This window comes from Micromonospora sp. NPDC050795 (assembly GCF_044456785.1).
In the GTDB taxonomy this organism is placed as follows: Bacteria; Actinomycetota; Actinomycetes; order Mycobacteriales; family Micromonosporaceae; genus Micromonospora.
In genome coordinates this window covers 120,634-147,174 of sequence record NZ_JBITGE010000006.1, presented here as the reverse complement: position 1 = coordinate 147,174, position 26,541 = coordinate 120,634, and the positions used below count along the sequence as shown (strand labels likewise).

Here is a 26,541-nt window from a genome sequence, read left to right as displayed (position 1 = left end):
CTGAGGGCCGGCACGTGAACACGCGCCGACCCCCAGTGATCGATCCTTCGGTCATCGAACGAATTCGGCAGCTCCGGTGGCCAGGTCGAGCAGCGGCGCCGGGGCGACACCCAACACCAGGGTCGCCAGCACACCGATCATCAGCGCGGCGGCGGTGAGCCCACCGGGCACCGTGACGGTCGGGGTGGACTCGCCCGGCTCGGAGAGCCACATCATCACCACGACCCGCAGGTACGGGAACGCCAGAATCATGCTGGTCAGCACACCGGCGATCACCAGCCAGGCCTGGCCACCCTCCAGCGCCGGCCCGAAGATGGCGAACTTGCTGGTGAAGCCGCTGGTCAGCGGAATACCAGCGAAGGCCAGCAGGATGAACGTGAACAGCGCGGCGAAGAACGGCGACCGGCGGCCCAGCCCGGCCCAGCGGGACAGGTGGGTGGCCTCGCCGTCCTCGTCGCGTACCAGCGTCACCACGGCGAACGCGGCCAGCACCGAGAAGCCGTACGCGACCAGGTAGAACATCGTGCCGGCCAGCCCGTCGCGGCTCGGCGCCAACACACCGACCAGCAGGTAGCCGGCGTTGGCGATCGAGGAGTACGCGAGCAGCCGCTTGATGTCGGTCTGGGTGACCGCGAGCACCGCGCCGATGAGCATCGTCAGCACCGCCACCGCGCCGAGGACCGGGGTGAAGTCCCAGTTGGCGTCGGCGAACGCGACCTGGAAGACGCGCAGCAGGGCACCGAACGCGGCGACCTTGGTGCAGGCCGCCATGAACCCGGTGACCGGGGTCGGAGCGCCCTGGTAGACGTCCGGGGTCCAGACGTGGAACGGGGCTGCGGCGGCCTTGAAGAGCAGACCGATGGCGAGCAGCGCCATGCCGGCGAAGAGCAGAACCGGACTGGCCGGAGACTCGCCCACCGCCGCGTGGATGGTGGCGAAGTCGACGCCGGCCGGGCGGCCCGGGATTCCGGCGGTGAAGCCGTAGATCAGGGCCACGCCGAACAGGAAGAACGCCGAGGCGTACGCGCCGAGCAGGAAGTACTTCATCGCCGCCTCCTGGCTCAACAGACGCCGGCGACGGGCCAGCGCGCAGAGCAGGTAGAGCGGCAGGGAGAAGACCTCGAGGGCGATGAACATGGTCAGCAGGTCGTTCGCCGCCACGAAGATCAGCATGCCGCCGATCGCGAACGTGGTCAGCGGGTAGACCTCGGTGAGGCCGTTGCGACCCTCGGCCTGCCGCCGGTCGTCGGCCGACTCCGCGGTCACCGCGGCCTGGGCGACGAACGCCCCGCCGCGCTCGACCGAGCGGTCACCGATCAGCAGCAGCGCCATGGCCGCCAGCACCAGGATCGCGCCCTGGAGGAAGAGCGTCGGCCCGTCGATCGCGAGCGCCTGACCCGCCGTGATGATCCGCTCGTCGGCGCTGAGGACCACCATGGTCAGTGCCGCGAGCACGGCGAGCAGCGCCAGCGTCAACTGCACCACGTGCCGCCAGCGACGAGGCACCAGGGCCTCGACCAGCACGCCGAGCAACGCGGTGCCCAGCATGATCAGGATCGGAGAGATCGCCGCATAGTCGATCGACGGCAGCTTCAACTCGGTCACTTTGCCGCCTCCTGGACGGTGCCGCCCACGGACGGCGCCGGGTCGGTTCTGCCGATGTCGTCCATTGTCGCCTGGACGGCGGGGTTGATCACGTCAGTGACCGGCTTGGGGAAGAAGCCGAGCAGCACGATCAGCGCGATCAGCGGGGCGACCACGACCTTCTCGCGCAGGTTGAGGTCCCGGCGCATGCCGTCGACCTCGGTCAGCGCCGGGTTGAGGGTGCCCTGGGTGGTGCGCTGCACCATCCACAACACGTACGCGGCGGCCAGGATGATGCCGAGCGTGGCGATGACCGCGACCGGCTTGTTCACCGTGAACGTGCCGATCAGCACCAGGAACTCGGAGATGAACGGCGCCGTGCCGGGCAGCGCGAGCGAGGCGAGACCGGCGAAGAAGAGCACCCCGGCGAGCACCGGGACGAGCTTGCCGGCACCACCGAAGTCGCTGATCAGCGACGAACCACGCCGGGAGATCAGCATGCCCACCACCAGGAAGAGCAGGCCGGTGGCCAGCCCGTGGTTGAGCATGTAGAGCACCGCGCCGGTGCCGGCCTGGGTGGTGAAGGCGAAGATGCCCACGCCGATGAAGCCGAAGTGCGCGATCGAGGTGTACGACACCAGCCGCTTGAGGTCGTTCTGGCCGACCGCCAGCAGCGCGGCGTAGACAATGCCGATCACGCCCAGGGCCAGCGCCCACGGCGCGAACCACTTCGACGCCTCCGGGAACAGCGGCAGGCAGTAGCGCAGGATGCCGAAGGTGCCGACCTTGTCCAGCACGCCGACGAGCAGCGCCGCCGCCCCCGCCGGGGCAGCGCCACCGGCGTCGGGCAACCAGGTGTGGAACGGGAAGAACGGCGCCTTGATGGCGAACGCGAGGAAGAAGCCGAGGAACAGCCACCGCTCGGTGCCGGTGCTGATGTCGACCTGTGAGAGCGCCTGCCAGTCGAAGGTCTTCCCGCCGACCACCCACAGGCCGATCACCGCGGCCAGCATGAACAGACCGCCGACGAGCGAGTAGAGGAAGAACTTCACCGCCGCGTACTGCCGCTGGTGGCCGCCGTAGCTGCCGATGAGGAAGTACATCGGCACCAGCATGACCTCGAAGAACACGTAGAACAGGAAGACGTCGGCGGCTGCGAAGACGCCGATCATCGTGCACTCGAGGACCAGCAGCAGCGCGAAGTAGACGGGCACCGACCGCTTCGACGACTCCGCGTCATGCCAGGACGCCAGGATCACCAGCGGCACCAGCACCGCGATCAGCATCAGCATCACCAGCGCGATGCCGTCGGCGGCGAAGGTGAAGCTGACCCCCCAGTTCGGGATCCAGGAGTACGACTCGCGGAACTGGAACCGGTCACCGCCGGCGTTGAAGCTGACCCACATCACCACCGAGAGCACCAGCACGAGCAGCGACCAGGCGAACGCCACCTGCTTGGCCAGCTCCGGGCGGTGGCGCGGCAGGAAGGCCACCACCAGGGCGCCCACCAGCGGCGCCACGGTGAGCACCGAGAGGAACGGGAAGTTGGACATTATGCGGCCTTACCTCCGTCGTCACTGCGTGGTCCGCCGGCGGGGGCGGCCGGAAAGAGGTCGATCACGCCAACCACCCCGCCTGCACCGCCAGGAACGCCGCCATCACCAGCAGCGCGCCGGCCAGGATCGAGGTGGCGTACGAGCGGACAAAGCCGGTCTGCATCCGACGGAGGCGACCCGAGCCCCCGCCGACCGCGGCGGCGAGCCCGTTGACGAGCCCGTCGATGCCCCGGTTGTCGAGGTACACCAGCGCCCGGGTGAGGAAGATGCCCGGCTTCTCGAAGACCGCCTCGTTGACCGTGTCGGTGTAGAGGTTGCGCCGGGCGGCGGTGACCAGCACCCCGGCCGGCTGCGGCGCGGTGGCGGTGCCGGCGCGGAACAGGAACCAGGCGAGCCCGGCACCGAGCACGGTCACCAGCAGCGACAGGATGGTGATCACGGTGTGCGAGAGGACCGCCTCGTGCTCCGCGTGCTCGCCGCCCAGTCCGGCGGTCTCCGTCAGCCAGTCCGGAACGGACGTGGCGAGCAGGAAGCCGGCGCCGACCGACCCGACCGCCAGCAGGATCAGCGGGATGGTCATCAGCTTCGGCGACTCGTGCGGGTGCTCGATGTCCTCGGTCCACCGCTGCGGCCCATGGAAGGTGAGGACGAACAGCCGCGTCATGTAGAACGCGGTGAGTCCGGCGCCGAGCAGTGCCGCACCGCCGAAGAGCCAGGCGGTCCAGTCCTCCCGCTCGAAGGCGGCCACGATGATCGGCTCCTTGGAGAAGAAGCCGGAGAAGGGGAACATGCCGATGATGGCCAGCCAACCCATCATGAAGGTCAACCAGGTGATCTTCATGTACTTGGACAGCCCACCGAAGCGGCGGATGTCGACCTGGTCCTTCATTCCGTGCATGACCGAGCCCGCGCCCAGGAACATGTTGGCCTTGAAGAAGCCGTGCGCCAGCAGGTGCACGATGGCCAGCGCGTACGCCGCACCGCCGAGGCCGACACCGAGGAACATGTAGCCGATCTGGCTCACCGTCGACCAGGCGAGCACCCGCTTGATGTCGTCCTTTGCCGCACCAATGATGCAGCCGATCAGCAGGGTGAGCGCGCCGACGCTGACCACCACGAGTTGCAGCGTCGAGTTGGCCGAGAAGATCGGGTTGGACCGGGCGATCAGGTAGACGCCAGCGGTGACCATGGTGGCGGCGTGGATGAGCGCCGACACGGGGGTCGGGCCCTCCATCGCGTCCGGCAACCACGCCTGGAGCGGGAACTGACCGGACTTGCCGGCCGCCCCGAGCAGCAGCAACAGGCCGAGGACCAGCACCGTGGTGCCGGTCAGCGCGCCGACACCGTTGAACACCTCGTCGTACTGGGTGGTGCCCAGGGTGGCGAACATGATGAAGATGCCGATGGCCAGGCCGGTGTCGCCGACCCGGTTCATCAGGAACGCCTTCTTGCCGGCGGTGGCCGCGCTCGGCCGCTCGGTCCAGAAGGAGATCAGCAGGTACGACGCCAGACCGACGCCCTCCCAGCCGAAGTACAGCATCACGTAGTTGTTGCCGAGCACCAGCAGCAGCATCGCCGCGACGAACAGGTTGAAGTACGCGAAGAACCGACGACGGCCCGCGTCGTGCGACATGTACTCCACCGCGTACAGGTGGATCAGGAAACCCACCCCGGTGATCAGCAGTACGAAGACCGCGGCCAGCGGGTCGAACAGCAGGCCGAAGTCGACGCGCAGATCACCGACGGCGATGAAGTCCCAGAGGCTCAGCTCGACGGACTTGTTCTCCAGGCCACGCAGCTGGAAGAAGAAGCTCAGGCCGAGCACGAACGCGGCGCCGATGGCGGCGACGCCCAACCAGTGCCCCCAGCGGTCGGCCCGGCGGCCGAGCAGCAGCAGGATTGCCGCGCTGAGCAGCGGGATCGCCACCAGCAGCCAGACGCCCCCAAGCAGCCCCGTGGCCTGGGCGTATTCCACAGTCTCTTCCACCGGTGGACCCCTCTAGTACTTGAGCAGGTTGGCGTCGTCGACACTCGCCGAGCGTCGCGTCCGGAAGATGGACATGATGATCGCGAGCCCGACCACGACCTCGGCCGCCGCCACCACCATCACGAAGAACGCCATGATCTGGCCGTTGAGGTCACCGTTGATCCGGCTGAAGGTGACCAGCGTCAGGTTGGCCGCGTTGAGCATCAGTTCCACGCACATGAACAGCACGATCGCGTTGCGCCGGATCAGCACCCCGGCGGCGCCGATGGTGAACAGCACCGCGGCGAGCACGAGGTAGTAGGTCGGCTCGACCGAGAAGAACGTTCCCATTACTTGTCCGTCCCCTTCAGCGAGGTCTCCTCGGCGGTCAGCTCGCGCTGCGGAAGGATCGCCGGGGTGCTGCGGTCGGTCAGGCGGCCGTCGGGCAGCCGGGCCGGGGTGGCCACCGAGGAGGAGGTCGCGAAGACGCCGGGGCCCGGCTTCGGGCCGGGGTAGTTGCCCGGGGCGAAGCGTGCCTTCATGGTGGACACCTGGTCGACCTTGTCCTGCTTACGCCGCTCGACGTGGGCCAGCACCATGGCACCGACCGCCGCGGTGATCAGCAGCGCCGAGGTCAGCTCGAACGCGAAGACGTACTTGGTGAACAGCAGCCGGGCGATGCCCTGCACGTTCCCCTCGGCGTTGACCTGCTCCAGACCGGCGGTGTTGGTCCGGTCCAGCGCCTGGTAGAGGCCGGTGCCGACCAGACCGGCGAAGCCCAGGCCGAGCACGATCGCGGCGACGCGCTGGCCGCGCAGCGTCTCGATGAGCGAGTCCGTGGAGTCCCTGCCGACCAGCATCAGCACGAAGAGGAACAGCATCATGATCGCACCGGTGTAGACGATGATCTGCACCATGCCGATGAACGGGCCGGCCTGGAGCACGTAGAACACGCCCAGGCAGAGCATTGTCAGCACCAGCCACAGCGCCGAGTGCACGGCGTTGCGCGCGGCCACCATCCCGATCCCGCCGATCAGCGCGAGCGGGGCGAGGATCCAGAAGGTGACCGCCTCACCGGTGGAGACCGAACCCGCCGCGGCGAGCACCGTAGACGTGGTCATGCTCCCTCTCCCTTGCCGGCCGCCACGCGCTGGGCGGCCTGCTCGGCGCCCGGGAACGTCACGCCGGGGTGCTCCTCGACCTGATAGCGGCCGGGGCCCATCGGGGACGCCTCCGCACCGGCGGAGGTGCCCGGGTTGTCCAGCGCGCCGACGTAGTAGTCCTTCTCGCTGTCACCCAGCCGCATCGGGTGCGGAGGCTGCTCCATGCCCTCCAGCAACGGCGCGAGCAACTGCTCCTTGGTGAAGATCAGGTCCTGCCGGTTGTCCCGGGCCAACTCGTACTCGTTGCTCATGGTGAGCGACCGGGTCGGGCAGGCCTCGATGCACAGCCCGCAGAAGATGCAGCGGGCGTAGTTGATCTGGTAGATGCTGGCGTACCGCTCACCCGGCGAGAAGCGCTCCTCGTCGGTGTTGTCGCCACCCTCGACGTAGATCGCGTCCGCCGGGCAGGCCCAGGCGCACAGCTCGCAGCCGATGCACTTTTCCAGGCCGTCCGGGTGCCGGTTGAGGATGTGCCGCCCGTGGTAGCGCGGCGCCGACACCGGCGGCTTGAACGGGTAGTCGGTCGTGACGACCTTCCTGAACATGTGCGAGAAGGTGACACCGAATCCCTTGAACGTTCCGGTGATCGCGCCCACGTCACACCTCCCTGGAGTCCGAGCCGGCAACGATGTTGGCCGGCTCCCGCTCGGCGACCACGCGCGTGATGCGCGGGCTCGGTGGTACCTGAAGATCCATCGGTGGCAGCGGGAAGCTCCCGTGCGGCCGGTTGTCGACCTGTTCCTGCGTCGTCGGCTTCGGCGTCGGACGCCGGCTGGGCCAGAAGATCGTGGCGATCAGCAGGATGCCGGCCGGGATGCCGACAGCGATGACCTTGCCGCGGGTGTCCCAGTCCTCGATGGAGCGCAGACCCGACAGGACCAGGATCCAGACCAGGTTGATCGGCAGCAGCACCTTCCAGCCGAGCCGCATGAACTGGTCGTACCGCAGCCGGGGCAGCGTGCCACGCAGCCACACGAAGACGAAGACCAGGGCGATCACCTTGCCGAAGAACCAGAGCATCGGCCACCAACCGGAGTTGGCACCCTCCCAGATGGTGATCGGCCAGGGTGCCCGCCAACCGCCCAGGAACAGCGTGGTGGTGACGGCGGACATGGTCACCATCGCGACGTACTCGCTGAGCATGAAGAGCGCGAACTTCAGCGAGCTGTATTCCGTCATGAAGCCGGCGACCAGCTCGGACTCGGCCTCGGGCAGGTCGAACGGCGCCCGGTTGGTCTCACCCACTGTGGCGATGAAGAAGATGATGAAGCTCGGCAGCAGCAGGATCGCGTACCAGCCCGGCGCCGGGATGGTCTGGCCGAAGACGGTCAGCTCGGTGCCGTCGCCCTGAGCGGCGACGATCCCGCTGGTGCTCATCGTGCCGGCGGTCATGAAGACCGCCACGATGCTGAGCCCCATAGCGACCTCGTACGAGATCATCTGGGCGCTCGACCGGAGACCACCCAGCAGCGGGTACGTCGAGCCCGAGGCCCAGCCGCCCAGCACGATGCCGTAGACGCCCATCGAGGAGCAGGCGAGCAGCAGCAGCACCGCCACCGGCACATCGGTGACCTGCAACGGCGTGTGGTGACCGAAGATGCTCACCATCGGGCCGAACGGCACCACCGACAGGGCGGTGACCGCGCAGATCACCGAGATGGTCGGGGCGAAGAAGTAGACGACCTTGTCGGCCGCCTTCGGCAGGATGTCTTCCTTGAAGGCCATCTTCAGGCCGTCGGCGAGGGTCTGCAGCAGGCCGAACGGGCCGACCTGGTTGGGGCCGGGCCGCACCTGCATGTAACCGACCACGCGCCGTTCGAACCAGACGCCGAGGAGGGTGGCCAGCAGACCGAAGGCGAACGCGAAGACAATCTTGCCGAGGACCAGCCACCACGGATCCCGGCCGAAGTCGGCAAGCGTGGGGTCCTGGGCCAGGATTGACGGAGTCACTGTGCACCCCCGGAGTTGAGGAGCGGGAGACCGGTCTCGTCGGCCGCCACGCGTCCGGCCGGGATGGCCGTACTCGGTGCGGGGACGGAGATCCGGACGACCGCGCCGGACGTCGCCCCGAGGCTGCGCCGCACGGTCGAGCCGGGTGAGTTGGTCGGCAGCCAGACCACGCCGTCCGGCATCTCGGTGAGTTCCGCCGGCAGGGTCAGCGCCCCCCGGTCGGTGCCGACCGTGACCGCGTCACCGTCGACCACACCGAGCGCCTCGGCGGTGCCCTTACCCAGCCGGACCACCGGCGGGCGGGCGGTCCCGGCGAGGTTCTCGTCGCCCTCGGTCAGGGTGCCGAGGTCCACCAGCTGGTGCCAGGTGGCCAACACGGCCTCCCCGGCGTTCGGCTGCGGCACCCGGCCCGGTGCAACCGACGGCGCGGCCGGCCGGGACATCCGCGTCGCCGGCAGCGTGCCCAGCTCACGACGCACGCTCAGCACATCGGCCGTGCCGAGGCGTACGTCGAGCAGCGCGGCCAGCGCGTCGAGCACCCGGCCGTCGGTCATCGCGGAGGTGTTCAGCACCGCCTCGAACGGGCGCAGCCGGCCTTCCCAGTCCAGGAAGCTTCCGGCCTTCTCGGCCACCGGGGCGACCGGCAGCACCACGTTCGCCCGCCGGGTCACCGCGCTGGCCCGCAGCTCGAGGCTGACCAGGAACGGCACCGCGTCCAGGGCGGACTCGGCCAGTCGCGGGTCGGCCAGGTCGGCCGGGTCGACACCGCCGACGACAAGCGCGCCGAGCTGCCCGTTGGCGGCCGCGGCAAGGATGCCATCGGTGTCCCGACCGGCCTGGCTCGGGATCACCCCGGCCGGGATGTCCCACGCCTCACCCAGCTCGGCCCGAGCGGCCGGCTCGGTGACCAGGCGTCCACCAGGGAGCAGGTTGGGCAGGCAGCCCGCGTCGACAGCGCCGCGGTCACCAGCGCGCCGCGGCACCCAGGCCAGCTTCGCGCCGGTACGCCGGGCCACGTCGGCCGCGGCGGACAGTCCACCCGGCACGGTGGCCAGCCGCTCGCCGACGATCAGGATCGCGCCCGGTGCGCTCAGCGCCTCGCTGACCGTGGCGTGCTCGGCGAGCACGCTGGCCTCCTCGCCCGGCACCACCCGGGCCAGCTTGGCACCAAGCTTCTCCAGGCCGCGGGTGGCGAAGGGCGCCAGCGCGTACACGGTCAGGGTCTTCTTCAGGTACGCCTTGCGCAGCCGCAGGAAGAGGATCGGGCACTCCTCCTCGGGCTCCAGGCCCACCAGCACCACCGCCGGCGCGTTCTCCACGTCGGTGTAGGTGACGTCGGTGACCCCGGCGACCGAGCTGGCCAGGAAGTCGGCCTCCTCGCGGGAGACCGGGCGGGCCCGGAAGTCGATGTCGTTGGTGTTCAGCGCGACCCGGGCGAACTTGGCGTAGGCGTACGCGTCCTCGACGGTCAGCCGGCCGCCGGTGAGCACCGCGGTGCCCTGCCCGCTCTCCCGAGCGATGTGCAGGCCTTCGGCGGCGACGGTGAGCGCCTCACTCCAGGACGCCTCCCGCAGCTCACCGGTGCGCTCGTCCCGGACCAGCGGAGTGGTCAGGCGGTCGGCGGCCCGGGTGTACTGGAAGCCCCAGCGACCCTTGTCGCAGTTCCACTCCTCGTTCACCGCCGGCTCGTCACCGGCCAGCCGGCGCAGCACCTTGCCACGCCGCCAGTCGGTGCGCTGCCCGCAGCCGGCCGAGCAGTGCTCGCAGACGCTCGGGCTGGAGACCAGGTCGAACGGGCGGGCGCGGAAACGGTACTGGGCACCGGTCAGCGCACCCACCGGGCAGATCTGCACCGTGTTGCCGGAGAAGTAGGAGTTGAACGGGACGTCCCCGGCGTCGCCCTCTTCGCCGTACGCGTCGTCCCGGTAGATGTTGATCTCCTCGGCGGACGACCGGCCCATCAGGTCGATGAACTTGTCGCCGGCGATCTCCTCGGAGAACCGGGTGCACCGCTGGCAGAGCACGCAACGCTCGCGGTCCAGCAGCACCTGGCTGCTGATCGCCATCGGCTTCTCGTACTCCCGCTTGTGCTCGTGGAAGCGCGAGTCGGTGCGGCCGGTGGACATCGCCTGGTTCTGGAGCGGGCACTCGCCGCCCTTGTCACACATCGGGCAGTCCAGCGGGTGGTTGAGCAGCAGCAGCTCCATCACCCCCTCCTGCGCCTTCTTGGCGACCGGGGAGGTGATCTGGGTACGCACGACCATGCCGTCGGCGACGGTCTGGGTGCAGGAGGCGACCGGCTTGCGCTGGCCCTCCACCTCGACCAGACACTGCCGGCACGCGCCGGCCGGGGCCAGCAGCGGGTGGTCGCAGAACCGGGGGATCTCGGTGCCCATCTGCTCGGCGACCCGGATCAGCAGCGTCCCCTTGGGGGCGGTGACCTCGACGCCGTCGATGGTGAGGGTGACGGTCTCGGTCTGCTTGGCTACGTCGGTCATCAGTGCGCCCCTACCAGGGTCTTCTCCGACAGCTTGGGTGCGGTCCGACCCTCGATGTAGTCGAGGTAGTCCTGCTTGAAGTACTGCAGCGAGGAGGTCACCGAGCTGGTCGCGCCGTCACCCAGACCGCAGAACGAGCGGCCGAGGATGTTGTCGCAGGTGTCCAGCAGGGTGTCCAGGTCTTCGTGGGTGCCCTGACCGGCGAGGATCCGCCGGTAGACCCGGACCATCCAGTAGTTGCCCTCACGGCACGGGGTGCACTTGCCGCACGACTCGTGGTGGTAGAACTCCAGCCACCGGTACGTCGCGTAGACCGGGCAGTCCTGGTCGGAGAAGATCTGGGTGGCCGTGGTGCCGAGGATCGAGCCGGCCGCCGCCACCCCCTCGAAGTCCAGTGGCACGTCCAGGTGCTCGGCGGCGAGCAGCGGGGTGGAGGAGCCGCCCGGGGTCCAGAACCGCAGGTTGTGGCCGGGCTGCATGCCCCCGGCCAACTCCAGCAGCTCGCGCAGCGTGACACCCATCGAGCACTCGTACTGGCCCGGGTTGGCGACCCGGCCGGAGAGCGAGTAGATCATCGGCCCGGAGGACTTCTCGGTGCCCATGCTCTTCCACCAGTCGGCCCCACCGAGCACGATCGGCGGCACACTGGCGATGGTGCCGACGTTGTTCACCACCGTCGGGCTCGCGTACAGGCCGTGGGTGGCCGGGAACGGCGGGCGCAGCCGGGGCTGACCCCGGAACCCCTCCAGCGAGTCCAGCAGCGCCGTCTCCTCGCCGCAGATGTACGCCCCGGCGCCGGAGTGCACCACCAGCTCCAGGTCGTAGCCACTGCGCAGGATGTTCCGGCCCAGGTAACCCTTGTCGTACGCCTCCTGGACCGCGTTGCGCAGCCGGCGCGCGGCGTGCACCGCCTCGCCCCGGATGTAGATGTAGGCGCGGGCGGCCCGGATCGCGTACGAGGCGATGATGACGCCCTCGACCAGCGCGTGCGGGTCGTGGGTCATCAGCGGCAGGTCCTTGCAGGTGCCCGGCTCACCCTCGTCGGCGTTGACCACCAGGTAGTGCGGCTTGCCGTCGCCCTGCGGGATGAAGCCCCACTTGAGGCCGGTCGGGAAGCCCGCGCCGCCCCGGCCCCGCAGCCCGGAGTCCTTGATCAGCTGGATCAGGTCGTCCGGGTGGGCCTTGAGCGCCTTGCGCAGCGCGGCGTAGCCGTCCAACTGCTCGTACGTGCCGATACGCCAGGCGTCCGGCGACAGCCAGCGCTTGGTCAGCACCGGCGTCAGCTTGGCCAGCGTCTCCGGGCGGGGAGTGGTCACTTCTGGGCCCCCGTTTCGTTCGCGTCCGCCGGTCCGGCGCCGTCGGCGTCCGTCCCAGCCTTCGCTTCGGTGAGGTTGCGCTCCTGCGCCCCGGCCTCGTCGCCGGCGGGCTTGCCGTCGCTGGCCGGCGCGTTGGCCGCCACGCCGGCGGCCTCGGCCGACCGCGCGTCGCCAGCCACGGGCGCGGTGCCGGAGCCGTCCGTCGGAACCTTCGTGCCGGGGGCGTCCGGCACTGCCGCGTTCACGTCCGGCACTGTCGCGTCCGGCTGCCGGGTCTCGGCGGTACGCACCTGCGGCGACTTGTCGTCCGGTGCCTTGACGTCCCGGGTGGTGCTGTCACTGGCCTCTGCCGGCCCGGTGACTCCGGCCGCCCCCGTCGGGGCGGACGCCCCGTCGCCGCCCTTGACCGGCGCGGCGCTGGCCTCGACGGGCGCCGGCTTGGCGGCCTCCGCCTTCGCCTTCGCCTCGGCGGCGGCCTTGTCGGCCTCGGCCTTGCTGCGGATCGGGGTGTTCGGGTCGAAGCCCGGCACCGAGACGCCGTGCTGCTGGGCCAGCCGCAGCCCGCGCAGGGTGGGCTCGCCCGGCCCGCCGTCGGCGACCGCACCGTCGCGCTCGTCGGCGAAACCGGCGAGCTGCACCGCCATCTCCTTCAGCGTGCAGAGCCGGGCGCCCCGGGTCGGCATCGGCCGACCGCCGGCCCGCAACTCGTCCACCACACCGACCGCGGTGGAGGCGTCCACGCCGTCGAAGAAGTCGTAGTTGACGGTCATCACCGGGCCGTAGTCACACGCCGCCAGGCACTCGGCGTGCTCCAGCGTGATCGTGCCGTCCGCCGTGGTCTCGTCGTGCCCGACGCCCAGGTGCTCGGCGAGGGTGTCGTAGACCTCCTGGCCACCGAGCACGTTGCACATCGTGTTGGTGCAGACGCTGACCAGGAAGTCGCCGGTCGGCTTGCGCTTGTACATCGTGTAGAAGGTGGCCACCGCGCCGACCTGGGCCTTGTTCAGCCCCAGCACCTCGGCGCAGAACGCGACCCCGGCCGGGGAGACGTACCCCTCTTCGGCCTGCACCAGGTGCAGCAGCGGCAGCAGCGCCGAGCGGGACCGGTCCGCCGGGTAACGGGCGATGATGTCGCGCGCCCGCTCCCGGGTCTCGTCAGTGAAAGTCGTCGTCATCGGTCACACCCACCCATCACCGGGTCCAACGAGGCACCGCCGGCGATCACGTCGGCGATCAGACCGCCCTCGGCCATCGCCGGGAGGGCCTGCAGGTTGACGAAGCTGGGCTCCCGGTAGTGCACCCGGTAGGGCCGGGTGCCGCCGTCGGAGACCGCGTGGACGCCCAGCTCGCCGCGGGGCGCCTCGATGGCGACGTACACCTGGCCGGGCGGGACCCGGAAGCCCTCGGTCACCAGCTTGAAGTGGTGGATCAGCGACTCCATCGACTGACCCATGATCTTCGCGACGTGCTCCAGCGAGTTGCCCATGCCGTCCACGCCGATGGCGAGCTGCGCCGGCCAGGCGATCTTGCGGTCGGCGACCATCACCGGGCCGGGACGAAGCCGGTCCAGCGCCTGCTCGACCAGCTTCATCGACTCCCGGATCTCGGCGAGCCGGACCTGGTAGCGGCCCCACACGTCACCGTCGGGGTGGGTCGGCACGTCGAACTCGTACGTCTCGTAGCCGCAGTACGGCATGGTCTTGCGCAGGTCCCAGGCGAGGCCGGCGGAGCGCAGCACCGGACCGGTGATGCCGAGCGCCACGCAGCCGGTGACGTCCAGCACCGCGACGCCCTTCGTCCGCTCGGTCCAGATCGGCTGGCCGGAGAGGAGGTCCTCGTACTCCTTGAGCTTCTTCGGCATCATCTTGAGGAACTCGCGGATCTTGACGATCGCCTCGTCCGGCACGTCCTGCGCCACACCGCCCGGCCGCACGTACGCGTGGTTCATGCGCAGGCCGGTGATGGTCTCGAAGATGTCGAGGATGTACTCCCGCTCGCGGAAGCCGTACAACATGATCGAGATCGCGCCCAGCTCCATGCCGGTGGTGGCCAGCCAGACCAGGTGCGACGAGATCCGGTTGAGCTCCATCATCAGCACGCGGATCGTGGTGGCCCGCTCGGTGATGTCGTCGGTGATGCCGAGCAGCTTCTCGACCGCGAGGGCGTACGCCGTCTCGTTGAAGATCGGGGCGAGGTAGTCCATCCGGGTCACGAACGTCGAACCCTGGACCCAGTTGCGGTATTCGAGGTTCTTCTCGATGCCGGTGTGCAGGTAGCCGATGACCGAGCGGGCCTCGCGGACCGTCTCGCCCTCCAGCTCCAGGATCAACCGCAGCACCCCGTGCGTGGACGGGTGCTGCGGACCCATGTTGACGACGATCCGCTCGTCGTTGATCGGGTCGGTGCCCGAGACGATGGTGTCCCAGTCCCCACCGGTGACGGTGAAGACCCGACCCTCGTCGGTCTCGCGCTCGCTGGCGTAGTTCGACGTCGTCACTGGTACGACCTCCGCTCGCTCGGCGGCTGGATCTCCGCGCCCTTGTACTCGACGGGGACGCCGCCGAGCGGGTAGTCCTTACGCTGCGGGTGGCCCTCCCAGTCGTCCGGCATGAGGATCCGGGTCAGGTTGGGGTGGCCGTCGAAGACGATGCCGAACATGTCGTACGCCTCGCGCTCCTGCCAGTCCGCCGTCGGGTAGACGGCGGTCACGCTGGGCAGGTGCGGGGCTTCGACGGAGACCGCGGCCTCCAGCCGGACCCGCCGCCGGTACGTCATCGAGGTGAGCAGGTAGACCACGTGCAGCCGACGCTCATCGGCACCGAGGTAGTCCGCACCGGACACCGAGGAGCACAGCTCGAAGCGCAGCGCCAGGTCGTCCCGCATCACCTGACACACCTCGGCGATCCGCTCCGGGCGTACGTGCAGGGTCAGCTCGCCCCGGTCGACCACCACCTTCTCGATGGCGTCGTTGAAGGCCGGGTACGCCTCCTCCAGCGCGTCGCGGACCTCGTCGAAGTAGCCCCCGTACGGCCGGGACGCCTCTTCGATGGGCTGGCGCTGGCGGACCAGACCGCCGTAGCCGGACACGTCGCCGGTGCCCTGGTTGCCGAACATGCCGCGCCCCGCCGGGCTGGCCGGCGGGTACTCCGCCGGGGCGGTGCTACTGGCGCCGACCGGAGTGACCGGTACCGGCACCCCGCCGTCGTTTGGCTTGCCGGTGGGTGACGTCATTTCGGGCCTGCCTGCGGGTGGAGGTGGTTCTGAGCGTTCATCCAGTTCTCGATGCGCAGTTGCTCCTCGCGGCCCTCGCGGACCGCCCGGGTCCACTCGGCGCGCCGGGCCTTGTCGCTGCGGTACGAGGAGGGCATCGAGCCGTAGGGGACGATCGGAACGTCGCCGCGCTCCTGGCGGGCCGCCAGCATCTTGCGGCCGTTCGGGCCCAGCGGCTCATACATGATCTTCTCGCGGAGCTTGAGGATCGCGTCGATGAGCATCTCCGGCCGGGGCGGGCAGCCGGGCAGGTACATGTCGACCGGCACCACGTGGTCGACGCCCTGCACGATGGCGTAGTTGTTGAACATGCCGCCGCTGCTGGCGCAGACGCCCATCGAGAGCACCCAGCGCGGCTCGGCCATCTGGTCGTAGATCTGGCGCAGCACCGGGGCCATCTTCTGACTCACCCGGCCGGCCACGATCATCAGGTCGGCCTGCCGGGGCGACGCCCGGAAGACCTCCATGCCCCAGCGGCCCATGTCGTAGTGCGGACCACCGGCGGCCATCATCTCGATGGCGCAGCAGGCCAGGCCGAAGGTGGCGCCCCACACGGACGACTTCCGAGACCAGTTGACCAGCTTCTCCACCGAGGTGAGCAGGACGCCGGCGGGAAGCTTCTCCTCGATGCCCATCTGACGTTCCTTCCTCAGTCCCAGTCCAGGCCGCCGCGCCGCCACACGTAGGCGTACGCAACGAAGACCGCGACGATGAACAGGACCATCTCCACGAAGCCGAAGATCGGCAGAGCGTCGAACGAGACCGCCCAGGGGTAGAGGAAGATGATCTCGATGTCGAAGACGATGAAGAGCATCGCCGTCAGGTAGAACTTGATCGGGAACCGCCCGCCGCCGACCGGCTGCGGGCTGGGCTCGATGCCGCACTCGTAAGCCTCGAGTTTGGCCTTGTTGTAGCGACGGGGACCGGCGAAGCGGGCGGCGCCGACGGAAAACAGCGAGAACGCCGCGGCGAGGGCGAACAGCCCGATGATCGGTGCGTAAGGCGAGAGCGACATCGTTTTCTCCTGCTCGTCCTTCCCTGCCCTCGGTGCTTGACGAAAATCACACTATTCACGTCCCTCGCAGCGGCAGTCGGCGGGGGTCGATCTTTGTCGGCATCGGGGCCTTGACCAGCACCGATGCCGTCCTACTTATACGGCTGGGGCGGCCTTCGTCATCGCGTTGATGACCCGATCCATCGCGTCCCCGCCACGCGGGTCGGTCAGGTTGGCCAACAGCTTGAGCACGAAACGCATCAGCGTCGGGTGTGGCATGCCGTGTTTGGTGGCGATCCGCATGATCTCGGGGCGGCCGATCAGTTTCACGAAGATGCCGCCCAGCCGGTAGTAGCCGCCGAGCCGGGCCTTCAACTCGTTCGGATACGCCAGCAGAGCGCGTTCGCGTTCCGGGCCGGCCGGCCGGGCGAGGGCCTGGACCACGACCTCCGCGGCCAGTTCGCCGGACTCCATCGCGTACGCGATGCCCTCGCCGTTGAACGGGTTGACCATGCCGCCCGAGTCGCCGACCAGCAGCACTCCCCGGGTGTAGTGGGGCACCCGGTTGAAGCCCATCGGCAGCGCGGCACCGAGGATCGGGCCGTCGGCATTGGTCTCGTCGGTCATCCCCCAGTCCTCAGGGGTGTTGGCGAGCCAGTCGGTCAGCAGCCGGCGGTAGTTGGTCTTGCCGAACGCCGAGGACGAGTTGAGCACGCCGAGCCCGACGTTGACCCGCCCGTCACCGAGGCCGAAGATCCAGCCGTACCCGGGCAGCAGGTTGTCGCCGCTGTCCTTGCTGCGCAGCTCCAGCCAGGACTCCAGGTAGTTGTCCTCGTGCTTGGCCGGCGAGCGGTAGTAGCGGCGGACGGCGACACCGATCGGCCGGTCCTCCCGCTTGGCCAGCCCGAGCGCCAGCGGGAACCGGCCGGAGACGCCGTCCGCCGCGACGACCAGCGGGGCGTGGAAGGTGGTGGGCTCCTTGCCCGGCCCGACCTCCGCCTCGACGCCGGTGACGCGACCATCGCCGTCGAGCACCGGGCCCAGCACGTTGACGCTGGTCCGAAGTTTCGCGCCGGCAGCCACCGCCCGCTGGGCGAGCAGGTCGTCGAAGTCCAGGCGCGTGCGCACCAGACCGTAGTTGGGGAAGCTGGCCAGCTCCGGCCAGTCCAGTTCGAGGCGCACCCCACCGCCGATGACCCGCAGGCCGCGGTTGTGCAGCCAGCCCGCCTCGGGCGAGGTGTCCACACCCATGCGGATGAGCTGGCGGACCGCGCGCGGGGTCAACCCGTCGCCGCAGACCTTCTCCCGGGGGAACTCGGTCTTCTCCAACAACAGCACCCGTACGCCGTGCCGGGCCAGGTGGTACGCAGTAGCTGATCCACCGGGACCGGCGCCCACGACAATGACGTCGGCGTCATGTTCCACCGCGGTCATCCGCGCCTCCTCCCGCACGCTCGTGAAATGCTTCACAAGCCAGACGGGACGAGTGTATGACCGGCGTCATACCAGCGCAGGATCAGGGGTACCTAACTCGCCGATGTGACAGCTCACCACCGTCCACAGCGGTCAGGTGTCAGGCCGGGCTGGAAGCGTCCAGGCCCGCATCGACCCGAATTGTCTCCGGCAGATGCTCGCGGAGCGCCCCACCCGCCGCCCGGTCCAGAGCCGCCAACACCTCGGCGACCACCTGCCGGACCTCCACCGGGTCGGCCCCGGCCAACTCGCGCAACTGGGAGATGAGCTCGGCCGCGTCGTCATCGGTCGCGGCCACCGGGTCCGCCGGGTCTGCTCCGGTCATGCCATCGAGCGTACCGGGCATAGTGGACCAAGTCCGATATTTACGGAACCTGAATAATTGTCAGTGCCAGTTGGTGCGGTCCGACCGCTACTCGCGGATCCCCCGGTGAAGGGCCACCACGCCACCGGTCAGGTTGCGCCACGCCACGCGCCCCCACCCGGCCGCGGCCACCCGGCCGGCCAGCGCGGACTGCGCCGGCCAGGCGCGGACCGACTCGGCGAGATAGACGTACGCCTCGGGGTTGCTCGACACCGTGCGGGCCACCGCCGGCAACGACCGCATCAGGTACGACAGGTAGACCGTCCGGAAGACCGGGTTGACCGGGGTGCTGAACTCGCAGACCACCAGCCGGCCGCCCGGCCGGGTCACCCGGGCCAGCTCACGCAGCGCAGCGTCGGTGTCGTTGACGTTGCGCAGCGCGAAGGAGATGGTCACCGCGTCGAAGCTCGCGTCGGCGAACGGCAGCCGCAACGCGTCTCCCGCCAGCAGCGGCACCTCGGGCCGGGCCCGCTTGCCGGTGTGCAACATGCCCAGTGACAGGTCGACCCCGACCGCGTACGCCCCGGACTGGGCCAGCTCGCGCGTCGAGACGCCGGTGCCCGCGCCCACGTCCAACACCCGCTCGCCCGGCCGCAGCCCGAGCGCCGCCCGGGTGGCCCGCCGCCAGGAGCGATCCTGGCCCAGCGAGATCACCGTGTTGGTCAGGTCGTAACGCTCGGCCACGCCGTCGAACATCGCGGCGACCTCGTGCGGCTGCTTGTCCAGACTGGCGCGCTGGCCCTGCGGGGTACGGCTCACCCCCTCACTCTGCCAGCCGCCCGCCAACCGACGTTCGCTGGGTGGGCGGCCAGCACCCCGTACGCGAAAGGGCGGGGTGGTCGCCCACCCCGCCCTCGCGTCGTGCCCGCGTCCGTGACACCTCGGTCAGAACGCCTGTCGCCATCGCACCCGTCGCGGTCGCGCCGCTCGTGCGCACCGCTGGTCAGGACACCGGTGTCAGTCGGTCGACTTCTCATCCGTTGGCGAGACCAGAACCACCTTGCGGCGACGCGTGAGCACCAGCAGCGCCCCACCCACCAGCAGGATTATCACGCCGATGCCGCCGATCAGGCCGACCTGCACACCGGTCACCGGCAGGCCGCCACCGCCCGAGCCACCACCGGTGGAACCATCACCGGCACCCGGCGAGACGGTCGTGCCCGGCGTCGTCGTACCGCTGGGGACCGGCGTCGGAGTGGCAGTCGCGGTCGGGGTCGGGGTCGGGGTCGGGGTGACCGTCGCGGTCGGAGTGGCCGTCGGCGTCTCCGTTGCGGTCGGCGTCGGCGTCGGCGTAACGGTGGGCGTCTTCGTCGGCGTCGGCGTCGGCGTCGGCGTGGGGGTGGGGGTGACCGTCGGCGTCGGCGTCGGCGTCTCCGTCGGGCTGACCGTCGGGGTCGGGGTCGGGGTCGGCGTCTCCGTCGGGGTCGGCGTCTCCGTCGGGGTGACCGTCGGGGTCGGGGTCGGCGTCTCCGTCGGCATCGGCGTCGGCGTCGGCGTCGGCGTCGGCGTCCCCGTCGGCGTGACTGTCGGGGTCGGGGTCGGCGTCTCCGTCGGAGTGGCCGTCGGCGTGGGCGTCGGCGTCCCCGTCGGCGTGGCCGTCGGCGTCGGAGTCGGAGTCGGGTCGACGAAGACGTCGAAGATCGCCTGGTTGTCGCCCTCGTCGATCTCGGTGAAGGCCTTCCGCTGGGCGGTGCTCGCCCGTCGCGGCTGCTTCTCGGGCTTGCCCGCTGCCGCGTCCAGGCCGTGCGCCACCAGCTCGCCGACCCGCAGCACGGGCTCGGTGACGTCCTTGCCGACTGTCACCTTGATGTCCGCGGTGTAGTAGTCACCGGGGCGAATCACCGCGCCGTCGTCCTGGCAGAGCGCCTGAGCGACGCCGAACGTCTGCGTGGTGCACGTGTCGGGCAGGGTGTCGAAGGTGACGCCCGCCGGCAGGGTCATCACGTAGGCGAGACCGGTGGCCTTGCGGCTGCCGTCGTTGTAGACCGCCCAGTCGACCGGCACCGTCTCGCCCGGCCGCACCGGCCGAAGGTCGGGGTCGTCGCCGTTGACACCGTTCAGCACCACGTTGGCGTTGACGTCCTGCACCCAACTGGTCAGGTCGTACCCGGGTTCGGTGACGGTGATGTCGTGCTCGACCTTGTTGTCTTCCTTGTTGGGGTCCTCCGTGGCCGAGCGGATGGTGACCACCAGGGTGCCGGCGGCGCCCTTGCCACCGGTGGAGAAGATCGGGATACCGAAGTCCTCGCTGGTGCCGGCGGCCAGGTCGCCGAGGCGGCAGGTGAACTTCTTGCCGTTCACCCGGCAGCCGTCGGGCACCACGACCCGGACCTTGTTCGTCTTCAGCTTGCTGGTGTCCACCGTGTAACTGACACCCTTGGCGTCTTCCTCGCTCCGGGTGTTGTCGACGGAGAACTTGAACGGCTTGCTCCTGGCCTCCGTGACACCCTTGGCCAGGTTGTAGCTGAGCGGCACCAGGGCCAGATCGGCCTGCTCGGCCGCCAGCACTGGGGCGGCGACGGCGGCGATGCCGCCGGCCGCGAGCAGCGCCACGACACTGGCGCGCACCAGCGTCGAGCGGTGGAACGCTGTCATCAGTCCCCCGGGGGTAGGGAAGAAAGAATGGTTGCGGAACGAGCGGACGCTATCGGAGGCCGATCTTCCACGCCAGCAGGCGGAGCCGTTTTCATCCGTCCGGCCCGAGCTGCGCAGACAGTACGGGCGGGATGGTCACCCATCCCGCCCGTACTGCCGTGCGTTATATGAACGACCCGCAGCGGGCCGATGGAGGACAGCCTCTTCCGTCGACGGTGGCGACGAATATGAGCCGGGACGCTAGCCGCCGACGATCACCTCCACCAGCCCCAGACCGGAGAGGCTGACGCTGCGGCGGCGGGGACCACCCGTACCGCCGGGTTGACCCGGCGGGAGCATGAGCGTCGATCAGCCGAACGGCCGGGTGTCGACCGTCAGCTGACGTCCACCAGCGGCAGGGATCGGCCCGCGCCTCCGCCGGGCAGCGCGATCGAGGAGAAGTGCGAGACCACCCGCTCGTCGGTCGGGTCGTCGGCCGGCGTGTGGTGCACGGCGAGCCGGTTGTAGAGGGTGTCGCGCTGCGCGGGGATCCGGTCCGCCGAGCGGATCATGCCGATCAGCTCGTGCAGGTTGGAGCGGTGCCGGGCACCGGCGGAGGAGATGACGTTCTCCTCCAGCATGATCGACCCGAGGTCGTCCACGCCCATGTGCAGCGAAAGCTGCCCGACGTCCTTACCGGTGGTCAACCAGGACGCCTGCAGGTGCGGCACGGTCTCGAAGAAGAGCCGGGCCACCGCGACCAGCCGCAGGTATTCCAGGGTGGTCGCCTGGGTGCGGCCCTTCAGGTGGTTGTTCTCCGGCTGGTACGTCCACGGAATGAACGACCGGAAACCGCCGGTGCGGTCCTGCACGTCACGGATCATGCGCAGGTGCTCGATCCGCTCGGCGTGCGTCTCGCCGGTGCCCATCATCATGGTGGCGGTCGACTCGATGCCCTGCCGGTGGGCCAGCTCCATGACCTCCAGCCAGCGCTCGCCCGACTCCTTGAGGGGGGCGATCGCCTTGCGGGGCCGCTCGGGCAGCATCTCCGCGCCGGCGCCGGCGATCGAGTCCAGGCCGGCGGTCTTGATCCGGGCGATGGCCTCGTCCAGGCTCACCCCGGAGACCTTGGCCATGTGCAGGATCTCGCTGGGGCCGATCGAGTGGATGACCAGCTGCGGGTACGCCTGCTTGACCGAGGAGAACAGCTCCTCGTAGTACTCCACGCCGTAGTCGGGGTGGTGCCCGCCCTGGAGCATCACCTGGGTGGCGCCCAACTCGACCGCCTCGCCGCAGCGGCGCAGGATCTCCTCGGTCGGGTGGGTCCAGCCCTCGGAGTGCTTCGGCGCCCGGTAGAACGCGCAGAACTTGCACGCCGTCACGCAGACGTTCGTGTAGTTGATGTTGCGATCGATCAGGTAGGTGACGACGTTGTCCGGGTAGCGCCGCCGGCGCACCGCGTCCGCCGCCTCGCCCAACGCGTGGAAGGGCGCCTCGGTGTAGAGCAGCAGCGCCTCCTCGGGCGTGATCCGCCCGCCGTCCGCGCCGCGCTGCAGGATGTCGTCGATCTCCCGGCTCACCGTCACACCCCGAGCCTACGTCGCCGGTTCGGTGGCCGACGCGCCCCTCCGCCGCCGGTGACGAGCACCCCAGTACGACGACCGCCCCGTCCGGCCGAGATCTTGGACAGTTTCCGTTCGGGCGTGACGGAAAGTGTCCAAGATCTGCGGTACGGGTGCGCGATCAGGCGTCGTAGTCGACAGTGAGCTTGTCGGTGGTCGGGCTGGACTGACAGGTCAGCACGTAGCCGGCAGCCAGTTCGTCGGGCTCCAGCGCGTAGTTGCGGGCCATCGTGACCGCGCCGTCCACGACCTTCGCCTTGCAGGTCGAGCAGACGCCACCCTTGCAGGCGTACGGCAGCTCACCCCGCACCTTCAGCGCGGCGTCCAGCACCCGTTCCTCGCGCCCCATGGTGAAGCTCGACGACCGGCCGTCCAGCACGATGGTCACCTCGGCCCCGGTGCCCGCCTGGTCGACGGGTCGGCGCACCGGCTCCGGTGGCGTGTCGACGTGAAACAGCTCGGTGTGCACCGCCGACTCGGGCAGCCCACGTGCGGTCAGCACGTCCCGGACGTCAACCACCATGGCGTACGGGCCGCAGAGGAACCACTCCTCGATCAGGTCGCCCGGCACGATGGTGCCCAGCAACCGGCCCAGCCGCTCGGCGTCGATCCGACCGGAGAGCAGCGGCGACTCGCCCTGTTCCCGGGAGAGGACGTGCACCAGGTGCAGCCGGGTGGGGTAACGGTCCTTCAGGTCGGCCAACTCCTCGGCGAACATCACGGTGTTCGCCGTGCGGTTGCCGTACACCAGGGTGAAGGTGCTGGCCGGCTCGACGGCCAGGGCGGTCGCGACCAGCCCGAGCACCGGGGTGATGCCGGAGCCGGCGACGACCGCGCCGTAGTGCCGCGCCCGGTCCGGTGCGAACGCCGTGGTGAAAGTGCCCAGCGGCGGCAGCACCTCCACGGTGTCGCCACCGCGCAGCGCCCCGCACGCGAACGCCGAGAAGGCGCCGCCGGGGATCTCCCGCACCCCGATCCGCAACCGGCCGTGCCGGGCGAGGTCGTCGGGGGTGGAGCAGATCGAGTACGACCGGCGCACGTCCGTGCCGTCCTCCGCGGCTCGCCGCACGGTGAGGTGCTGGCCGGCGCGGAACGCGAAGGTTTCCCGCAGTTCCTCGGGTACGGCGAAGGTCACCGCCACGGCGTCGTCGGTGAGCCGGTCGACGGCGGCGACGGACAACGGGTGGAAGACCGGCCTGCGGCGAACCGGGCGGGTGATGGTGACAGTCACAGCGCCTTCAGGTGGTCGAAGGGTTCGGAGCAGGAACGGCACCGCCACAACGCCTTGCACGCTGTGGAACCGAACCGGCTGACCTGCTCGGTCTCCGGTGAACCGCACTGCGGGCAGCGGACCGCGAGCGTCAGGGACACGACGCCGGCGGCGGGCACCGGGGCCGGCGGGGCGATCCCGGCGGCGGCGAGCTTGGCCCGCCCACCCTCGGAGATCCAGTCGGTGCTCCACGGTGGGCTGTAGACCGTCTGGACCTGCGCGTCCGGGTGGCCGGCGGCGGCGAGCGCGCGGCGGATGTCGGCCCGGATCACGTCCATCGCCGGGCAGCCGGTGTAGGTCGGGGTGATGGTGACGGTCACCCGGCCACTGGCCGGATCTTCCTCGACCGCCCGGAGGATGCCCAGTTCGTCGATGGTGATGACCCGGATCTCCGGGTCCACGACGCTGGCGGCGGCCTCCCGTGCGCTCGCCCTGCCCGCGCGGTCGGCGATTGCCGGGCTCGCGCTCGGCGCGCTCACCACTTCGCTCCGGGGTGGGCACGGTGCAGCACCTGCATCTCGGCGAGCAGGTAGGCCAGGTGCTCGGTGTGCACACCGGCCCGTCCACCGGCCGGGGCCCAGGAACTGTCCGGCTGGGTGAGCGTCGCCTCGGCCAGCACCGGGCCGACGACCTCGTCGAACGAGGACCGCAGGGTGGCCGGATCGACCGGAGCCGCCGGGGCCGCGGTGAACAGCTCGTGGGTGTACGGCCACACCTGGTCGACGGCAGCCTGCATCCGACGATGCGACTCCTCGGTGCCGTCACCGAGCCGTTTCACCCACAGCGCGCCGTGGTCCAGGTGGTACGCCGACTCCTTGCGCGCCTTCGCGCCGATCGCGGCCAACCGCTCGTCCGCGCAGCCGGCCAGCGCCGTGTACAACGGCAGTTGGTACGCCGCCAGGAAGAACAGCTTCGCCATCGTCACCGCGAAGTCGTCGTTGGGCAGCTCGACCAGGAGCGCGTTGCGGAACTCGCGGTCGTCGCGCAGGTACGCCAGCGCGTCCTCGTCGCGGCCGGCGCCCTCCAGCTCGCCGGCGTACGACAGCAGCAGCCGCGCCGCCCCGAGCTGGTCGAGGGCGATGTTCGCGAGCGCGATGTCCTCTTCCATCTCCGGCGCGCGGGTGGTCCACTCGGCCAGCCGCTGGGCCGCGATCAACGCGTCGTCGGCGAGCGAGAGGGTGAAGTCGAAGGGCCCGTTCACAGGTGGGCCACCCCGTCCGGCACCTCGTAGAAGGTGGGATGGCGGTAGACCTTGTCGGCGGCCGGGTCGAAGAAGGCGTCCTTCTCGTCGGGGCTGGACGCGGTGATCGCACCGGCCGGCACCACCCAGATCGACACGCCTTCCTGGCGGCGGGTGTAGAGGTCGCGGGCGTTGCGCAGGGCAAGCTCGGCGTCGGGCGCGTGCAGGCTGCCGACGTGCGTGTGCGACAGCCCTCGCCGGGCCCGCACGAAGACCTCCCACAGAGGCGAATGACTCGTCATGCCGGGTTGTCCGGCTTGCTCGCTACGCTCGCTCACGCGGCCACCGTCTCCTTCTGTCCCGCCCGCTTCGCGGCGTACGCCGCGGCGGCCTCGCGTACCCAGGCGCCGTCGGCGTGCGCGGCCCGGCGGTGGGCCATCCGCTCCCGGTTGCACGGCCCGTCGCCCGAGATCACCTGCATCAGCTCGTCGTAGTCCGGCTGGGTGTAGTCGTACGCCTGCCGCTCGTCGTTCCAGCGCAGGTCCGCATCGGGGATGCGCAGCCCGAGGATCTCGGCCTGCTGGACGCACATGTCGACGAAGCGTTGGCGCAGATCATCGTTCGAGAAGCGCTTGATCTTCCAGGCCATCGACTGAGCCGAGTGCGTGGAGTCGCCATCCGGCGGGCCGAACATGGCCAGCGACGGGTACCACCAACGATCCACCGCGTCCTGGGCCATCGCCTGCTGCCCGGGGGTGCCGTGCGCCAGGGTGTGCAGGATCTCGTAGCCCTGCCGCTGGTGGAACGACTCCTCCTTGCAGACCCGGATCATCGCGCGGGCGTACGGGCCGTAGGAGCAGCGGCAGAGCGGGACCTGGTTGACGATCGCCGCGCCGTCCACCAACCACCCGATGGCGCCGACGTCGGCCCAGCTCAGAGTGGGGTAGTTGAAGATCGAGCTGTACTTCTGGCGGCCGTCGAGCAGCAGTTGGACCAGCTCGTCGCGGCTGATGCCGAGGGTCTCGGCGGCGGCGTAGAGGTAGAGGCCGTGACCCGCCTCGTCCTGCACCTTGGCCAGCAGGATCGCCTTGCGCTTGAGCGACGGCGCCCGACTGATCCAGTTGCCCTCCGGCTGCATCCCGATGATCTCGGAGTGGGCGTGCTGGGCGATCTGCCGGATCAGCGTCCGCCGGTACGCGTCGGGCATCCAGTCGCGGGGCTCGACCTTCTGCTCGGCGTCGACGACCTCCGCGAAGTACGCCGCCAGGTCCTCGTCCGGCGCGGGTCCGCCACGCCGCCCGCGCGCCGCCGCCGCGCGCAGCTCGGCCTCGGCGGCCTCGACCTCGCCCAGCAGGCCGCCGGGCGCCTCGTCGGTGGTGCCGTCCGGGGCGGAGAAGTCGTTGCCATACATGAGGCTAAGTGTTACAGCTTGCGCCTCGTTGCGCCAGGGGGTGTAACAGGAATCCGGGCATCCCATCTGTGAGCGGCTGAGCGCTTTGCGCTACCTGGGGGACGTTACGTCGCCGTGACCTAGGCCACGAAACAAAAGTGAATCACTGCAAAAACCTCATACCGGCCCCATATCCCGCCTTTATCCCAGGTTGCCTAGTGTCGAACCCTGGCGGTCCGCTGGTCCGGACGTAGACTTCTGCCGGACAACCGATCGGCTGCCGACATCGACATCTCCACAGAGGCCACCTCCCCCGGCCTCGGCGATCGCACCCGATTCGTCCCGACGACAAGCCGGTCCCCCCGGCCCTG

23 protein-coding genes and 1 pseudogene are annotated in these 26,541 nt (G+C 69.9%); all 24 read right to left on the bottom strand.

What is annotated here, in order from left to right; translation table 11 throughout:
- Window positions 1–51: 51 nt before the first annotated feature.
- The 24 genes and pseudogenes from nuoN to paaA all read right to left on the bottom strand — a co-directional run bounded on the left by nuoN (window position 52) and on the right by paaA (window position 26,191).
- Entirely contained in the window at window positions 52–1,605 is a 1,554-nt protein-coding gene (gene nuoN / locus ACIBEF_RS07790; protein ID WP_396792143.1) for an NADH-quinone oxidoreductase subunit NuoN, read from the bottom strand.
- Window positions 1,602–3,137, bottom strand: a complete 1,536-nt coding sequence (locus ACIBEF_RS07785; protein ID WP_091395550.1) for an NADH-quinone oxidoreductase subunit M — start codon at window positions 3,135–3,137, stop codon at window positions 1,602–1,604. Before ACIBEF_RS07785 ends, nuoN begins: the two co-directional genes overlap by 4 nt.
- A gap of 64 nt (window positions 3,138–3,201) precedes the next feature.
- Window positions 3,202–5,127 (bottom strand): NADH-quinone oxidoreductase subunit L, encoded by a 1,926-nt coding sequence (nuoL, locus tag ACIBEF_RS07780; RefSeq protein WP_396792140.1) that lies wholly within the window; start codon window positions 5,125–5,127, stop codon window positions 3,202–3,204.
- Window positions 5,128–5,139: 12 nt separating this feature from the next.
- Window positions 5,140–5,457 (bottom strand): NADH-quinone oxidoreductase subunit NuoK, encoded by a 318-nt coding sequence (gene nuoK, locus ACIBEF_RS07775; RefSeq protein WP_088951135.1) that lies wholly within the window; start codon window positions 5,455–5,457, stop codon window positions 5,140–5,142.
- A complete protein-coding gene (locus ACIBEF_RS07770) occupies window positions 5,457–6,227 on the bottom strand; it encodes an NADH-quinone oxidoreductase subunit J (RefSeq protein WP_396792137.1) in 771 nt (256 codons plus the stop codon). Before ACIBEF_RS07770 ends, nuoK begins: the two co-directional genes overlap by 1 nt.
- On the bottom strand, window positions 6,224–6,865 hold the full coding sequence (nuoI, locus tag ACIBEF_RS07765) for an NADH-quinone oxidoreductase subunit NuoI (protein ID WP_396792135.1): 642 nt from the start codon (window positions 6,863–6,865) through the stop codon (window positions 6,224–6,226). Before nuoI ends, ACIBEF_RS07770 begins: the two co-directional genes overlap by 4 nt.
- A gap of 1 nt (window position 6,866) precedes the next feature.
- The gene (nuoH, locus tag ACIBEF_RS07760) at window positions 6,867–8,219 is read right to left on the bottom strand and encodes an NADH-quinone oxidoreductase subunit NuoH (protein WP_396792133.1); all 1,353 of its coding nucleotides are present in this window, start codon (window positions 8,217–8,219) and stop codon (window positions 6,867–6,869) included.
- Entirely contained in the window at window positions 8,216–10,717 is a 2,502-nt protein-coding gene (locus tag ACIBEF_RS07755) for an NADH-quinone oxidoreductase subunit G (protein ID WP_396792131.1), read from the bottom strand. Before ACIBEF_RS07755 ends, nuoH begins: the two co-directional genes overlap by 4 nt.
- Entirely contained in the window at window positions 10,717–12,033 is a 1,317-nt protein-coding gene (nuoF, locus tag ACIBEF_RS07750) for an NADH-quinone oxidoreductase subunit NuoF (RefSeq protein ID WP_112585688.1), read from the bottom strand. Before nuoF ends, ACIBEF_RS07755 begins: the two co-directional genes overlap by 1 nt.
- Window positions 12,030–13,208 carry an NADH-quinone oxidoreductase subunit NuoE gene (gene nuoE / locus ACIBEF_RS07745; RefSeq protein WP_396792128.1) on the bottom strand — a complete coding sequence of 393 codons (1,179 nt, stop codon included), beginning with the start codon at window positions 13,206–13,208 and terminating at the stop codon, window positions 12,030–12,032. The genes nuoF and nuoE overlap by 4 nt, the downstream gene beginning before the upstream one ends.
- Window positions 13,205–14,530, bottom strand: a complete 1,326-nt coding sequence (locus ACIBEF_RS07740; RefSeq protein WP_357196569.1) for an NADH-quinone oxidoreductase subunit D — start codon at window positions 14,528–14,530, stop codon at window positions 13,205–13,207. Before ACIBEF_RS07740 ends, nuoE begins: the two co-directional genes overlap by 4 nt.
- Window positions 14,527–15,264 (bottom strand): NADH-quinone oxidoreductase subunit C, encoded by a 738-nt coding sequence (locus ACIBEF_RS07735; protein WP_396792126.1) that lies wholly within the window; start codon window positions 15,262–15,264, stop codon window positions 14,527–14,529. The genes ACIBEF_RS07740 and ACIBEF_RS07735 overlap by 4 nt, the downstream gene beginning before the upstream one ends.
- A complete protein-coding gene (locus ACIBEF_RS07730; protein WP_124821345.1) occupies window positions 15,261–15,938 on the bottom strand; it encodes an NADH-quinone oxidoreductase subunit B family protein in 678 nt (225 codons plus the stop codon). The genes ACIBEF_RS07735 and ACIBEF_RS07730 overlap by 4 nt, the downstream gene beginning before the upstream one ends.
- A gap of 14 nt (window positions 15,939–15,952) precedes the next feature.
- A complete protein-coding gene (locus ACIBEF_RS07725) occupies window positions 15,953–16,318 on the bottom strand; it encodes an NADH-quinone oxidoreductase subunit A (protein ID WP_007454588.1) in 366 nt (121 codons plus the stop codon).
- 135 nt (window positions 16,319–16,453) lie between these two features.
- Complete coding sequence (locus ACIBEF_RS07720) at window positions 16,454–17,731, bottom strand: geranylgeranyl reductase family protein (RefSeq protein ID WP_357196575.1); 1,278 nt, start codon at window positions 17,729–17,731, stop codon at window positions 16,454–16,456.
- A 139-nt stretch (window positions 17,732–17,870) separates the two neighbouring features.
- A complete protein-coding gene (locus ACIBEF_RS07715; protein WP_091395588.1) occupies window positions 17,871–18,095 on the bottom strand; it encodes a hypothetical protein in 225 nt (74 codons plus the stop codon).
- A gap of 87 nt (window positions 18,096–18,182) precedes the next feature.
- Window positions 18,183–18,893: a demethylmenaquinone methyltransferase gene (locus tag ACIBEF_RS07710; RefSeq protein ID WP_196920656.1), complete on the bottom strand. Its 711-nt coding sequence runs from the start codon at window positions 18,891–18,893 to the stop codon at window positions 18,183–18,185.
- Window positions 18,894–19,685: 792 nt separating this feature from the next.
- Window positions 19,686–20,729: pseudogene (locus tag ACIBEF_RS07705) on the bottom strand (cell wall anchor protein); the annotation flags it as partial.
- A gap of 374 nt (window positions 20,730–21,103) precedes the next feature.
- Window positions 21,104–22,294 (bottom strand): cyclic dehypoxanthinyl futalosine synthase, encoded by a 1,191-nt coding sequence (gene mqnC, locus ACIBEF_RS07700; protein ID WP_357231653.1) that lies wholly within the window; start codon window positions 22,292–22,294, stop codon window positions 21,104–21,106.
- A 157-nt stretch (window positions 22,295–22,451) separates the two neighbouring features.
- Window positions 22,452–23,561, bottom strand: coding sequence for a 1,2-phenylacetyl-CoA epoxidase subunit PaaE (paaE, locus tag ACIBEF_RS07695; RefSeq protein ID WP_396792122.1), 1,110 nt, complete (start codon window positions 23,559–23,561; stop codon window positions 22,452–22,454).
- The gene (paaD, locus tag ACIBEF_RS07690) at window positions 23,558–24,052 is read right to left on the bottom strand and encodes a 1,2-phenylacetyl-CoA epoxidase subunit PaaD (protein WP_355005184.1); all 495 of its coding nucleotides are present in this window, start codon (window positions 24,050–24,052) and stop codon (window positions 23,558–23,560) included. The genes paaE and paaD overlap by 4 nt, the downstream gene beginning before the upstream one ends.
- A 23-nt stretch (window positions 24,053–24,075) precedes the next feature.
- On the bottom strand, window positions 24,076–24,801 hold the full coding sequence (paaC, locus tag ACIBEF_RS07685; protein WP_396792120.1) for a 1,2-phenylacetyl-CoA epoxidase subunit PaaC: 726 nt from the start codon (window positions 24,799–24,801) through the stop codon (window positions 24,076–24,078).
- Entirely contained in the window at window positions 24,798–25,118 is a 321-nt protein-coding gene (paaB, locus tag ACIBEF_RS07680; protein ID WP_396792118.1) for a 1,2-phenylacetyl-CoA epoxidase subunit PaaB, read from the bottom strand. The genes paaC and paaB overlap by 4 nt, the downstream gene beginning before the upstream one ends.
- A complete protein-coding gene (gene paaA, locus ACIBEF_RS07675) occupies window positions 25,115–26,191 on the bottom strand; it encodes a 1,2-phenylacetyl-CoA epoxidase subunit PaaA (RefSeq protein WP_396792116.1) in 1,077 nt (358 codons plus the stop codon). Before paaA ends, paaB begins: the two co-directional genes overlap by 4 nt.
- Window positions 26,192–26,541: the final 350 nt, after the last annotated feature.

Bases quoted from the DNA above. Each gene is read 5' to 3' on its own strand.
- ACIBEF_RS07720 (WP_357196575.1), bottom strand. From the start codon at position 17,731: ATGACCGCGGTGGAACATGACGCCGACGTCATTGTCGTGGGCGCCGGT.
- ACIBEF_RS07770 (WP_396792137.1), bottom strand. From the start codon at position 6,227: ATGACCACGTCTACGGTGCTCGCCGCGGCGGGTTCGGTCTCCACCGGT.
- ACIBEF_RS07785 (WP_091395550.1), bottom strand. From the start codon at position 3,137: ATGTCCAACTTCCCGTTCCTCTCGGTGCTCACCGTGGCGCCGCTGGTG.
- nuoE (WP_396792128.1), bottom strand. From the start codon at position 13,208: ATGACGACGACTTTCACTGACGAGACCCGGGAGCGGGCGCGCGACATC.
- nuoK (WP_088951135.1), bottom strand. From the start codon at position 5,457: ATGGGAACGTTCTTCTCGGTCGAGCCGACCTACTACCTCGTGCTCGCC.
- ACIBEF_RS07735 (WP_396792126.1), bottom strand. From the start codon at position 15,264: ATGACGTCACCCACCGGCAAGCCAAACGACGGCGGGGTGCCGGTACCG.
- ACIBEF_RS07725 (WP_007454588.1), bottom strand. From the start codon at position 16,318: ATGTCGCTCTCGCCTTACGCACCGATCATCGGGCTGTTCGCCCTCGCC.
- ACIBEF_RS07755 (WP_396792131.1), bottom strand. From the start codon at position 10,717: ATGACCGACGTAGCCAAGCAGACCGAGACCGTCACCCTCACCATCGAC.
- ACIBEF_RS07730 (WP_124821345.1), bottom strand. From the start codon at position 15,938: ATGGGCATCGAGGAGAAGCTTCCCGCCGGCGTCCTGCTCACCTCGGTG.
- paaA (WP_396792116.1), bottom strand. From the start codon at position 26,191: ATGTATGGCAACGACTTCTCCGCCCCGGACGGCACCACCGACGAGGCG.
- ACIBEF_RS07715 (WP_091395588.1), bottom strand. From the start codon at position 18,095: ATGACCGGAGCAGACCCGGCGGACCCGGTGGCCGCGACCGATGACGAC.